This window comes from Pseudoalteromonas xiamenensis, from assembly GCF_017638925.1.
Classification (GTDB): domain Bacteria; phylum Pseudomonadota; class Gammaproteobacteria; order Enterobacterales; family Alteromonadaceae; genus Pseudoalteromonas; species Pseudoalteromonas xiamenensis.
Window position 1 is genome coordinate 91,366 of record NZ_CP072135.1, and the last position, 12,648, is coordinate 104,013.

Genomic DNA, 12,648 nt, shown 5'->3' on the forward strand with positions numbered 1-12,648 from the left:
TCACTGGCAAGTTGTGCTTTAAGGTATAGCAAAGGGAACAAAAAGCACAACCGACCAAAGTTATTAATTTGTTGAATTCATATTTGGTTTTTATCAATTGGGGCTAAAAATACTGGTCTTTTATCTGAGCGAATTGATAATAACCCCATTGACCAAATCGCCTTAGTGCAGGAAAAGGCAGATAAGGTAAACCCGTGTTGTATAACGGTACGTTGGGGACGTCAACGCCAGCAAGTTGCTGCGCTAAGCGGTAGGCTGCTTGCGCGCTGAACGACACACCTGCGCCGCAATAACCTAAAATGTAGCCCACATTGCCAACCACATTTACGTGCGGCATATCATCCATTGCTGCAGCGATGTAACCATGCCAATAATATTCATGGTCTTTATCGCCCAAGGATGGAAAGCATTCTCTTAAACCCCGCTTTAGGTTATTAAGGTAAAAAGGCTTATCTCTATCTTTGGCAAAAATTGCCCCTCGTCCGCCGAAAAGTAAACGATTATCTGGCAGTAATCGGTAGTAGTACTTTAACGTCCTCGTATCCATGGTTACTTGATTCGTCTTAAGACCACAGGATTCTAACTCGGCTTGAGTTAGTGGTTTCGTGACCATCACACTACTTAATATGGGTAAGTAACGATTGTTGATGATTGAATGCGTATTTTTGCTGTTATAAGCATTGCCTGTAATTACGAGTTTTTTAGCGGATACTGTTTGGTCATTTGCCCGAAAAGTGACTCCTGTGCTTGCATCATGAACATCAGTAACAAGAGTGTGTTCAAAAATTTTAACGCCAACAGACTGCGCTAAGCTGCGATAACCCAGTAGCAATTTTAATGGATTCACACCAAATCCATCTGGCAGTCGAAGTGCTCCGAATGCTTGTTGGTTATCCATGTAATTTGCTTTTAACTCTTCAATCGACAGAAACTCGGCATCACTCCCTAAGTGTAATTTCAGAAAGTCCGCTTGCGCTTTTAAGTTTTCAAATGCTTGTGGGTTGTGAGCAATTTTGATGTACCCTTTTGGCTGTGGATCACAGTCGATTTGGTGAGTTTTTATAATAGACTCAACCCGGCAAACCGCTTCTGAAAACTCGTGATAAATTGCTTTAGCGGTATCGATATTCCACTTTTGCGCCATTTGTGCGTAGCTAAGTCGCCCAGAGCCTTTTAGCACAAACCCTGCATTACGAGCACTAGCGCCAAACCCAACTTGGTTTGCTTCAAAAACGGCGCATTCCAGGTGATGTTCGGTTGCAAGATAGTAAGCCGTGAGCAGACCGCTGAATCCACCGCCAATGATGGCAACATCAAAAGACTGTGAAGTTGACAAAGCGATAGTGTCCGTGGGAAGAGGAATGGTTGACGCCCAATAACTGGGTGCAAATTCTTGGCCTTGGCAGTGTTTCGCAAAGATTGGATCGTAATTCTTATTCATTATTGTTTTTGCTCAAAAATAATCGCCATCTCAGCGGCCTGGCAATGACATTCATTACCACAAATGGTGCATACGTAACCGTCTTCCAGACACAATGGCAGCCATCGGTCATGATGCGTATTGATTAAAACCCCACCGGCTTTGGTAAAGTATTTCACCGCAGCATTACCTGGACTTTGCATCCACAAATGAGCAAGTCCGGCTTTTGCTCCTTGCTGTTTTAGTACATCAATAGAGGCTTCGAGTAGCTTGGGTCCTATACCTTGCCCTTGTGCTTCAGGGGCAATCGCGGAACATTTAAAATACGCCATCAGGTCGTTATTCACTGGCCATTTATCTGGAGTACACCATTTGTCTATCGACCACTGCGTCGCCGCGTAGGTTGTTCTAAAACCGATGATTTTGTCGTTATCATCCACGGCGACAAAACAGGCATTCAGACCGGATTTTGTTCCCTTTCGGATCATGTCGAGTAAGCCGTCCATGTCGAGATAGTTATCTCCATGCACCAAATTCGCGAGTAAAATGACTTCATCGAAGTAGTTTTCTGTTAAAGGTTTTATTTGCATTATTTTTTCCTCTTTAACCCATCCCAACCTTACTCTTATTTTTAATACAAATCATTCAGTTAACCTTAAATGGGTACTAATTTATTGCTGATTTTAGGTCTGTACCTGAACTGGTTGGATTTGACAGCGATGTCATAAAGTTAATAATGTGAATCGATTGTAATAATAAATACTCAAAAACAACATGTAAGGAAAAAGACAAAATGATAAAGACGAAACTATCGATGCTAGTTGCATCGTCGTTACTTTGCGGGAGCTTTCAAGCACTTGCAATGCATCCTCAACCAGATCCAGATAATGCGGGCGCTTACTTACTTTCTCGAGAAGAAGTGCAACAAGCTGAAAAAGATAAAACCCTCAACCCTATGTACGCGGTTTGGGCCAATGCATTAAAAACAGCAAGTAATGCGGTTGTTGATCAAATAACAATTGGTGCTTCAACCAATCCGGCAAACGTTAAGCGAGTGGAACGTGTATTTGGTCAAATGGAATGGGATTTCTTAACACAAATGGCGGCACCCGAATACACCTATGAGCGCTTTTTAAAAGCTGTAGGTAAGTTTCCTGCATTTTGTGGCGACTATACCGATGGACGTAACGCAGACGCAATTTGTAAGAAATCTATCGTCACGGCGTTTGCACACTTCTCGCAGGAGACAGGGGGTCACATTGCAAAAGATAACGTGTCTGATAATCCACAAGGTTTGGAAGAGTGGCAACAAGCGTTAGTGCATGTGCGTGAAATGGGTTGGAAAGAGGGCCAAGCAGGGTACACGACAGGTTGTGGTCAAGATGATTGGCAAAATCGCCGCTGGCCATGCAAAGCCGGGGAAGGATATTTTGGTCGTGGTGCGAAGCAATTGTCTTATCATTTTAACTACGGTGCATTTTCTGAAGCGATGTTCGATGGCGATGCGACGGTGCTATTGAACAATCCTGGGCTAGTTGCGGATTCATGGCTCAATTTGGCTTCTGCTATTTGGTTTTTCTTAACACCTCAAGCACCAAAGCCCGCAATGTTACACGTTATTGACCGCACTTGGGTGCCTTCGGCTCGCGAACTGAATGCAAACATTGGGCACGGATTCGGCACTACAATCAACATTATCAATGGTGGCATCGAATGTGGCGAACAAAATCGCACAAAAGGCCAGCCAGTAAATCGCATTAGGTATTGGGAAGGACTGGCGAATTACTACGCTATCCCAATCGAAACAGATGAGGAAAACACGTGTTGGCAACAAACACCCTACGGTAGTTTAAACTTGAATGGTGCTACGGACGTGCTTTACACAAACTGGGAAGGGGATTGGGGTTATTATGCTGATCGTCCAGGAGGTTATTCCTTTGAGTGTAAACTTGTGGGCTATCAAACGGCATATTCTGCGTTAGTCCCAGGGGACTACGAAAAATGTGTCACCAACTTCTATAAATCTCATGCGAACTGGCCAACGGTAACGGTGGTGGACAGCATCAAGCCGCCAAAAGAAGAGCCTCCTGTTGGTGGTGTTGCCGCGTGGAACGCTGAAAAAGCCTATTCAAAAGGCGACAAAGTTAGTTTTAACAATCAACTGTTCCAAGCAAAGTGGTGGACGAAAGGTGAGCAACCTGGAGTGCAATGGGGTCCTTGGGAAGTGGTTGCTGAATAAGTGAGTTAACTTAAGAAAAGCGTGAGAAGCCAAAGCAAAGGAGCTTTGGCTTCTCAAGGTTGCGCGGGCAGGCAACATAATATGTTCTGTGTATGTATTGAATTGCTCAAAATGTGAAAACCACTTTGCGGTTTCTGGGTGTCGATATACAATTTACACTTTGCACTACGCCAGAGAGTCCCACATTGTCAAATCGCTACTTAATCGAGCAAATCCTATCAACACTTGCTACCGTTGAATCCGACCAAATTTACGCAGATAAACTGATTGAAACTACGCTTAGAAATCATCCTGAATGGAATGGTGCGGAGCGAGGTGAGTACGTTACGACGTGTTATGGAATGTTGTCGCAAAAGCGCAAATTAGAAGCCGCCGTTGGCTCAAATTCACTTTGGGCTATGTGGGCTGCTTTTCAGCTTTTGAATGGTAAAGCATTGCCAGATTACGATGAAGTCGAAGACATCACGGTAGAGCGAATTGAAGCAAATTTAGCAGATGCCAGTGAATCTGCGTTTTTGAGTTACCCTGAATGGCTTCATGAAAAAGCAAAAGCGGAATATGGAGAAAAGTGGCCAGCTATCGCAAAAGCGATGAACTCTCGTCCAAATACCTATTTGCGTTGTAACACGTTGAAAGGCTCTGCAGCTGAGTTACAACAAAAGTTGGAATTAGAGCGCACGCAAACAACGCTTGAGGGCGATGATGCGTTACTCGTAGATTCAGGTGCGAATATCTTCAAAACTAAAGCCTTCCAAGATGGTTGGTTTGAGATGCAAGATGTAGGTTCACAACGTATTGCGCCATTACTAGACGTTCGTCCGGGCCTGCGCGTGGTTGATGCGTGTAGCGGTTCGGGTGGTAAAAGCTTGCATTTAGCCGCTCTGATGAATAATAAAGGGTATGTTCTTGCAATGGACATACACGAGCATAAGTTACAAACGCTGAAAAAAAGAGCCAAACGTGCCGGCATTCACATGATTGAAACTCGCGTGATCAAAAACAGTAAGACAGTAAAAAGGCTAAAGGATAAGTTCGATCGTGTATTGCTCGACGTGCCATGTACAGGTTCTGGTGTATTTAAACGTAATCCAGATGCAAAATGGAATTTATCTGAACAAGGATTACTCGAGCTGACTCAACTGCAGAGTGAAATCCTGCAGCGATATAGCCAAATGTGTAAAGTAGGTGGAAAGTTGGTTTATGCTACGTGCTCCATTTTACCAGAAGAAAACCGTGCACAAGTCGAAGCCTTTTTAGCAAATAATGCGAATTTTAAGCTTGCTGAAGAAATGAAATTATTACCTGGCGTGAATACAGAGGGTGATGGATTTTACGCTGCGGTGCTTGAGCGCGCTGAGTAAAATCGGGTTCTTAAACCAAGTATACAGAATGAAAAAGGCACATAGATTTGTGCCTTTTTTGATTGCCTAATCTTGCTTATTCTTTGCATCGCATCTTATTTTGCTTGTACTCCTATGCGTTCAACTCGCAATTCTTTCGATACCTCACTTCAAGTGCCAAAAGTGGCTTGTTTGAATTTCTCATGCCTGTCATAGTGTGTCTGAAATTATTTGGGATAAGTAAACAATGTTAGGATTTATCATTCTTGTTTTACTCGGGGCGATTTGGGGTGGTTCGTTTCTTTTTATGCGAATTGCAGTACCAAGTCTCGGTCCAGCATACTTAATTGAGCTTCGAGTACTATTTGCTGCGTTAACGCTCACTATCATTGCATTAATAACTAGACGGGCGATTAATCACAAAGGTTTGACTAAACATTATTTAATTCTGGGGCTTTTTAATTCTGCACTTCCGTTTCTGCTATTTGCCTATGCCGCACAATACGTAAGTGCTTCTGTGTTGTCGGTCTTAAATTCCACAGCACCTTTCTGGGGAGTTATTGTTGCGTCAGTTTGGCTCAAGCAAGACATCAGTGCACGCACGTTGCTTGGGTGTTTGTGTGGATTGTTAGGGGTTGCTGCGTTGGTCGACTTGCAAAGTATGCCCAGCTTCTCCGAACTATTACCTATCTTGGCCGCACTTGGTGCGACATTAAGCTATGGTATCGCATCAAATTACACAAAAATTGCGCCCAAAGTTGGGGCCTTCGATAATGCACACGGTAACCTTTGGGCATCAACTTTTCTTGTTATTCCTGTGTTATTTGTACAACCGATACCCACTGCAACAGAGGCAAACACGGTACTTTGGGCGGTGATTGCGCTTGGTGTGATCTGTACTGGAGTTGCGTACATTTTATACTTTAAGCTCATTGATTTGATGGGCGCTGCACAAGCTCTTACGGTTACGTTTTTAATTCCACTGTTTGGTATTATGTGGGGTCATATGTTCTTAAATGAGCCTATCGGGCCAAATACATTAATCGGTGCGGTATTAGTTATAATGGGTGTTATGCTTGTGACTGGTGTGAAAGTGCAGCAGTTTTTGCCTTGGCGGCAACGAGTATCGTAAAATAGATGATAACAATTACTTTGGTTGCCGGTAAATTCACTTCATATGAAGTCGGCTTTCAGTTAAAGGAATCGAAATGAACCCAATTTTAGCCCTTTTAAAAGAGCACAACATTAGCGACGAACAGATCCAGTCTTTGTTTGAAACGCTTACCGCAAATCCGTTGATGGCCATGGGCGTTATTCAACAACTCGGGATCCCACAAGAAAAACTTCAGCAGTTGATGATGATGGTGATGCAAAACCCGGCACTCATCAAAGATGCCGTTAACGAACTTGGATTGGACTTTTCTAAAGTAGAAGAAGCCAAAGCGAAGCTACAAAAATAGTCGTTTAAAACGAGAAATGGCCACCGAAAGTGGCCATTTTTTTGCCTTGCTGTTTAACGTTTTACAACGCTAAAGATGGTTTTTGATAAAATACCGTCGTCGGCAATAGTTTTGATGTCGTCATGTGGCATTGCAAGTTGTAACTTTTTAACCAAGTTAGACTCTAAAACATCGGTAGAAAAATAATGTTCTTCGTTTGAGAAGAGGAGAACGGTGGGCTTTACCGGTTTAATGTAAAGGTAATCTCGAATTCTCGAACCAAACACACCAATGCACTGATTCAATGTAGGCAGGTCTAGCGCTGCTAAACGCCAAGCCACTGTCGCACCGACACTAAATCCAATTACGCTAACTGGACTGTGACTTTGTTTTAATTTGTTTAATGCTGATTCAAAGTAAACATCTAAAGAGGAAACGCGTTTAAAAAACTCGTATTGGGATTCTGATGGTAGTTTGGTGTTCAAATCAATTCGCGAATAGGGGGTGAGATACTCAACCCGACCTTGCAATCTTTCTCCAAATTGTCTCAAGTAACTCGTGTCGCCATGTATGTCCGATAAAATAATGTAATTCATGTCTGTCCTTTGGTCGCGCTATGAATTGGGCTTTGGGTGCTTTATTCCCAATTTCGATGTCGGATGGCACGCTATTTTACGTGTCTTTTAAGGTTACAAACAAGTCGGTGTGGAGTAGGTGAGTTGATTCGGGGGGGTTGCAATTAGAGCTTATGTGAAAGCGGTGGCACAACAAATCAATAAAAAAAGGAATGTTCAGAGTGCAGAAACGATAAAAGGGCCTTGCGGCCCTTTGGTGAAGTATCGTTCAAGTTAGTGTGGTCACTTTAACCCCTTAAAGCAACCAACCAATTGTTTTGCAACTACGTGGCTTATCTCGTTAAGTTTCTAAGCTAGCGAGAGGAAGAAACCTGCAATTGCGGCACTCATGAGGTTAGCCATTGACCCTGCCAACACTGCTCTGAGTTCCTAAGCGCGCGATATCCTTTCTACGACTTGGCGCCATACCGCCCAGTCCGCCTAGTAAAATAGCTATCGATGATAAGTTAGCAAATCCACATAACGCGAATGTGACAATCGCTTGTGTGTGCTCGCTTAACGTATCGCGATAATTAATAAAGTCTAAGTAGGCAACAAATTCGTTAACTACTAGTTTTTGGCCGATGAAGCTGCCAGCAATCTGGGCTTCTGACCATGGAACGCCGATGACCCAAGCAACTGGAGCAAAAACGTACCCTAAAATTTCTTGCAATGTTAGTGTTGGGTGTCCAAACCAACCACCAATACCACCTAACATGCCATTTAGCAGTGCGATTAGTGCGACGAATGCAAGTAACATTGCGCCAACATTTAACGCAAGGTGCATACCACTTGAAGCCCCTGCTGCTGCAGCATCGATAACATTGACGGGTTTGTCGTCACCGCTATCGACTTCCGCTAAATTCTCTTTTGGTTTCTCCGTTTCTGGCACAATCATTTTAGCCATTAAGAAACCACCTGGTGCTGCCATAAAACTTGCCGCAATGAGGAATTTAAGTTCAACACCAATTGTGACGTAGCCTGCCATAACAGAACCCGCTACTGTTGCTAAACCACCCACCATTACGGCGAAAAGTTCAGACTTAGTCATTGTTGGAATAAACGGCTTTACAATTAAAGGCGCTTCAGTTTGACCAACAAAGATATTCGCTGTCGCTGAAAGTGACTCTGGACGAGACGTATTCAATAGTTTTTGCAATCCGCCACCGAGAATTTTGATTATCCAATTCATAATTCCCAAGTGATACAACACAGCGACTAACGCTGAGAAGAACACAATGACAGGTAAAACTTGTACCGCGAAAATAAATCCTAACGCGTCTTGTTTGCTCAAAGCGCCAAACAAGAATCCGATACCGTCGTTGGCATAACCGATTACGGCTGAAACACCACTCGACATTGCTGCAAGTGTGTTTTTACCGGCTTCAAAAAAGAGGACAAAGCCACCGATAAACACTTGCATTAAAAACGCACCACCAACGGTGCGTAGGTTAATCGCTTTACGATTTGTGGACGCCGTAAAAGCGATGCCAAGGAGCACTGCCATGCCCACTAGGCTCATTATTGTTGTCATGCTGAATAGTTCCCGTTTTATTCTTGCAGTAAATATTTTATTTTACTTTTAATAATATCAATCGCAACGCGATTCATACCACCACGGGTTACGACCAGGTCAGCATTATGCTTTGAAGGCTCAATAAATTGATAAAACATCGGGCGTACTGTTGCCTGATATTGATCAACCACAGATGCAATACTGCGCCCTCGCTGCTCAATGTCTCGCTGCATTCGACGTAGAAGACAGATGTCTAAAGGCGTATCAATAAATACTTTTATGTCGAACACTTCACTCAACGCAGGATCACTTAATAACAGAATGCCCTCGACAATTAAAATTTTTGCCGGGTTTACTGTACGTGTCTTGTTACTGCGCGTGTGCTGAGTATAGTCATACGTTGGTACTTCAACGGATTGACCTAAACGCAGCTGTTCTAGGTGCTGACGCAGCAAATCATGCTCGAATGCATCGGGATGGTCGTAATTCGTTTGAGTACGATGTTCAAACGGCAGATGCGACTGATCTTTATAATAGGCATCTTCTTCAATAACGGCAATTGCGCCTGATTCCAGCTCCGCAACTAGTTCATTGTAGATCGTTTGACTAAACAAGGATTTGCCCGACGCAGAAGCGCCAGCTATGGCTATAATAGTTCGTGTCACTAAAGTTCACACCCAGCAGTTGTTCTTGATGGAGATCACAATAACAAAAAAGACACGAATAATCTCTTTTGCCTCGCTTAGGGAGCAAATTTAACGAGTTTATTTGATGTGAAACAGGACTTATGTCCGCTGTGGACAAATCACTAGGTACAAGGGTTAATTGAATTTTATTATGCTTTTATTACGGAGGACTTATGTCCTGTACGATAAATTTACGTATCAATAAAGTATCCAACATCGGAGTTGCAGTGAAAAGACTGAACACTGAATTCGCAGCAAGAGGTAAGGTATGGCTAGAGCAATCATTCTAATGGCGGACAGCTTGGGTATAGGGGCTGCACCAGATGCCGAACAGTTTGGTGACGTAGGTGCCAATACACTTGCTCATTTATTAGCTGCGTATAAAGCAGAGAAACAAGTCGCACTTTCGCTGCCAAATTTAAGCCGTTTAGGTTTGATGGATGCATGTGAAGCTGCTGGAAAAGAAACGTGTGAGATTTCAGATAGACAAGCGCCAATCGGAGCGTATGGCTACGCGAAAGAGCCTCTCAAGCGGTAAAGATACACCATCAGGTCATTGGGAAATGGCAGGTGTACCAGTACTGATTGATTGGGGGTATTTCCCTAACACGACACCTTGTTTCCCACAAGAATTCGTTGACGAATTGTGTAAACGAGCAGGCATTCCTGGGATCTTAGGAAATTGTCATGCATCAGGTACAACAATTCTAGAACAGCTAGGTGAGGAGCATGTAAAAACAGGCATGCCTATTTGCTACACCTCTGTTGATAGCGTTTTTCAAGTGGCCGCGCATGAAGAAACATTCGGACTGGAAAAACTTTATCAAGTATGCGAAATCGCACGGGCGCTGCTTGATGATTTAAATATAGGACGAGTGATAGCGCGGCCTTTTTTAGGTTCGAGCAAAGCGGACTTCGCACGTACAGGTAATCGCCGAGATTTCTCAGTATTGCCTCCTGCACCTACGGTGTTGGATAAACTGGCAGAAGCCGGTGGCGAAGTAGTTAGTATCGGAAAGATTTCCGATATCTATGCTCATCAAGGGATTACGCAAAAGTTCAAGGCGCCGGGTCTCGAAAACTTACTTGCGAAAACCAGTGAAGTGATGGACTTGATTACAGACAATGCCATCATATTTACAAACCTTGTTGATTTTGATGAAAAATTCGGTCACCGCCGTAATGCTGTAGGTTATGCCGAAGCATTAAAAACGTTCGATGACTATTTACCGACTATACTTGGCAAGATGAGAGATGATGATCTACTCATTATTACTGCTGACCACGGTTGCGACCCAACGGCGGCTGGTACAGATCACACTCGAGAGTACGTACCAGTAGTGGCCTATGTGAAAGGGATGCAGCCAGTAGCACTCGGTGAAAGAGAAACATTTGCAGACATAGGTCAAACCCTTGCCCAGTGGTTTAATTTATCTGCGCTTGAATACGGTGAAGGTTTTGCACCTTTACTAAAGAAAGCTTAATTAAAGGAAACGAACAATGAGTACGCCTCATATTAACGCGAATCTAGGTGATTTTGCTGAAACAGTATTGATGCCTGGTGATCCATTACGCGCGAAATATATTGCGGAGAACTTTTTGGAAGATGCTCGTCAAGTGACCGGCGTACGCAACATGTTTGGTTTTACAGGTACTTACAATGGTAAGCCAGTGAGCTTGATGGGTTCAGGTATGGGTATTCCATCAATGTCTATCTATGCTCGTGAACTCATTGCAACGTATGGCGTGAAAAACCTTATCCGCATCGGCACATGTGGTGGTATTAGCCAAGACGTTAAAATTCGTGACGTTATCTTCGCACAAGGTGCAAGCACGGATTCGAACGTAAACCGCGCACGTGTTCGTGGTTACGATTTTGCAGCCATTGCCGATTTCGGTTTGCTTGAAAATGGCGTGAACGCGACGCGTCGTTTAGGTATTGAGGCGAAAGTAGGTAACGTGTTTACAACGGACACTTTCTATCAAGCTGATGGCTCGTTCTACCAACAACTAGATAAACTAGGCGTTATGGCCGTAGATATGGAAACGGCGGGTCTTTACGGTGTCGCAGCTGAATATGGTGCCAAAGCAATGGCTTTGTTTACTGTAAGCGACCACGTAATTACAGGCGAAGCAACACCAGCTGAAGAACGTCAAAGTACATTTAATGAGATGGTTAAGATTGCATTAGAGTCAATCTAACGGTCTTGGTTTTGCACAGCAAAACGACACTGTTCCTTGGTAACGTAATCGCAGAGTTTTGGAGACACGCCTAAAACAACGCGAATCACACCCCAAAAAGCCGCACATCGTGTGGCTTTTTTTTGTCTTCAATCCACGCTAAGATGAAATAACCCTGTTTAGTTCATGGTTATTTATGTCGCTTCCGCTTTTATTGACGTTTGCTATTAATCTTTCGGCACATGTATCACACAGTGACATGGCTCATTTTAAAGAGGCTCGTTTACACCAGCCCGAGTGAAGCGATGATGGAGTACGAACGTCTTGTGAAACGCATTGATGAAAATGAGAGTGAAGGAGCGATAGCGATACATCGCTTAGCGCTGATTGCAGCCTATCGAGCCAACCGATTAGAAGACATCCCTAAAATAACACAGGCAATGACAGACGCTAAATTTGATGAGCTAAATGGGGAAATAAAAGCCAATGCACTACTCGCATTAGGCGGTATTTATATTTATAACGAGCAACTCGACCAAACACTTTGGCACTATGAATGTGCAAAACGGCTTGACCCATCACCTGAAAACGCAATCAAGCTGAATGTGAACACGGTGATCGTTTACATAAAACAGAAGAAGTTTAGCGAAGCTCTAGCGCTGCTCGATTCAATCGATGAATCTAAGATTGGTAGTCGTGGTAAGGGGGTAAAGCGAATGCTTGAAGGTAACATCCTCTTTTTTGAATCTCGCTACGCCGAAGCAATTAAAGCATACCTGCGCTCTTTGTCTTTTTATCAAAGTGAGGAAGACATGACAGGTGCTATCAAGGTAAAACACAACATTCTTTTCGCCGCTTTATTGTCTTCAGATTGGATAACTTATGACCGGTTTTACAACGCATTACACGGTGACATCATAGAAAATGTAGAGTTGTTTGGGCGTAACTGGATAGATCTCATGCATGTGTCTGCGCAATTTCAACGCCAAAGAATTACTCAAACACAATTTGAAAAGGCGTTTCTTGATATTACGGCTGTCATGGAAGCAGATTATCAAGATGAAGTTGCTGAACTGATAGAGCGGCTTCATTTATCCATCAAACCTTCTGTTTCAAATAAAACGCAGTATCAGTTGCCGGTTCAATTGGGAAAACGTTGGTGTAGTCCCTCAAATTGACAAAATGTTGCTTTGTTCCTAGTTTAAAAGGAATT

At 43.4% G+C, this 12,648-nt stretch carries 10 protein-coding genes and 2 pseudogenes; 7 read left to right on the top strand and 5 right to left on the bottom strand.

The genetic code is table 11. The annotated features are described in order from the left end of the window. Positions 1–103: 103 nt before the first annotated feature. Together J5O05_RS18150 and J5O05_RS18155 are read right to left on the bottom strand one after the other, a co-directional pair. Positions 104–1,441 carry an NAD(P)/FAD-dependent oxidoreductase gene (locus J5O05_RS18150; protein ID WP_208845036.1) on the bottom strand — a complete coding sequence of 446 codons (1,338 nt, stop codon included), beginning with the start codon at positions 1,439–1,441 and terminating at the stop codon, positions 104–106. Beyond that, a complete protein-coding gene (locus J5O05_RS18155; protein ID WP_208845037.1) occupies positions 1,441–2,010 on the bottom strand; it encodes a GNAT family N-acetyltransferase in 570 nt (189 codons plus the stop codon). The genes J5O05_RS18150 and J5O05_RS18155 overlap by 1 nt, the downstream gene beginning before the upstream one ends. A gap of 203 nt (positions 2,011–2,213) precedes the next feature. On the opposite strand from J5O05_RS18155, the gene J5O05_RS18160 reads away from it, so the two are divergent. The 4 genes from J5O05_RS18160 to J5O05_RS18175 all read left to right on the top strand — a co-directional run bounded on the left by J5O05_RS18160 (position 2,214) and on the right by J5O05_RS18175 (position 6,459). Further along, on the top strand, positions 2,214–3,659 hold the full coding sequence (locus J5O05_RS18160; protein WP_208845038.1) for a chitinase: 1,446 nt from the start codon (positions 2,214–2,216) through the stop codon (positions 3,657–3,659). Positions 3,660–3,844: 185 nt separating this feature from the next. Continuing rightward, positions 3,845–5,020 (top strand): RsmB/NOP family class I SAM-dependent RNA methyltransferase, encoded by a 1,176-nt coding sequence (locus J5O05_RS18165; RefSeq protein WP_208845039.1) that lies wholly within the window; start codon positions 3,845–3,847, stop codon positions 5,018–5,020. A gap of 226 nt (positions 5,021–5,246) precedes the next feature. Further along, the gene (locus tag J5O05_RS18170) at positions 5,247–6,131 is read left to right on the top strand and encodes a DMT family transporter (RefSeq protein WP_208845040.1); all 885 of its coding nucleotides are present in this window, start codon (positions 5,247–5,249) and stop codon (positions 6,129–6,131) included. Between the two features lie 76 nt (positions 6,132–6,207). Beyond that, the gene (locus J5O05_RS18175) at positions 6,208–6,459 is read left to right on the top strand and encodes a DUF2999 family protein (protein WP_208845041.1); all 252 of its coding nucleotides are present in this window, start codon (positions 6,208–6,210) and stop codon (positions 6,457–6,459) included. A 53-nt stretch (positions 6,460–6,512) separates the two neighbouring features. On the opposite strand, the gene J5O05_RS18180 is transcribed toward J5O05_RS18175, so the two are convergent. The 3 genes and pseudogenes from J5O05_RS18180 to udk form a co-directional block, all read right to left on the bottom strand. Then, positions 6,513–7,034, bottom strand: coding sequence for a dienelactone hydrolase family protein (locus J5O05_RS18180; RefSeq protein ID WP_208845042.1), 522 nt, complete (start codon positions 7,032–7,034; stop codon positions 6,513–6,515). 327 nt (positions 7,035–7,361) lie between these two features. Continuing rightward, a pseudogene (locus tag J5O05_RS18185) lies at positions 7,362–8,586 on the bottom strand (NupC/NupG family nucleoside CNT transporter). 17 nt (positions 8,587–8,603) lie between these two features. Beyond that, positions 8,604–9,233, bottom strand: coding sequence for a uridine kinase (gene udk / locus J5O05_RS18190; protein WP_208845043.1), 630 nt, complete (start codon positions 9,231–9,233; stop codon positions 8,604–8,606). A gap of 289 nt (positions 9,234–9,522) precedes the next feature. On the opposite strand from udk, the pseudogene J5O05_RS18195 reads away from it, so the two are divergent. From J5O05_RS18195 to J5O05_RS18205, 3 genes and pseudogenes are all read left to right on the top strand, one after another. After that, positions 9,523–10,738: pseudogene (locus J5O05_RS18195) on the top strand (phosphopentomutase). A 16-nt stretch (positions 10,739–10,754) separates the two neighbouring features. Continuing rightward, a complete protein-coding gene (deoD, locus tag J5O05_RS18200) occupies positions 10,755–11,456 on the top strand; it encodes a purine-nucleoside phosphorylase (protein WP_208845044.1) in 702 nt (233 codons plus the stop codon). 284 nt (positions 11,457–11,740) lie between these two features. Continuing rightward, a complete protein-coding gene (locus J5O05_RS18205) occupies positions 11,741–12,613 on the top strand; it encodes a tetratricopeptide repeat protein (protein ID WP_208845045.1) in 873 nt (290 codons plus the stop codon). Positions 12,614–12,648 lie beyond the last annotated feature (35 nt).

Excerpts from the sequence above, each read along its gene's own strand:
- J5O05_RS18150 (WP_208845036.1), bottom strand. The coding sequence starts at position 1,441 with ATGAATAAGAATTACGATCCAATCTTTGCGAAACACTGCCAAGGCCAA.
- J5O05_RS18155 (WP_208845037.1), bottom strand. The coding sequence starts at position 2,010 with ATGCAAATAAAACCTTTAACAGAAAACTACTTCGATGAAGTCATTTTA.
- J5O05_RS18160 (WP_208845038.1), top strand. The coding sequence starts at position 2,214 with ATGATAAAGACGAAACTATCGATGCTAGTTGCATCGTCGTTACTTTGC.
- J5O05_RS18170 (WP_208845040.1), top strand. The coding sequence starts at position 5,247 with ATGTTAGGATTTATCATTCTTGTTTTACTCGGGGCGATTTGGGGTGGT.
- J5O05_RS18175 (WP_208845041.1), top strand. The coding sequence starts at position 6,208 with ATGAACCCAATTTTAGCCCTTTTAAAAGAGCACAACATTAGCGACGAA.
- J5O05_RS18180 (WP_208845042.1), bottom strand. The coding sequence starts at position 7,034 with ATGAATTACATTATTTTATCGGACATACATGGCGACACGAGTTACTTG.
- deoD (WP_208845044.1), top strand. The coding sequence starts at position 10,755 with ATGAGTACGCCTCATATTAACGCGAATCTAGGTGATTTTGCTGAAACA.
- J5O05_RS18205 (WP_208845045.1), top strand. The coding sequence starts at position 11,741 with ATGATGGAGTACGAACGTCTTGTGAAACGCATTGATGAAAATGAGAGT.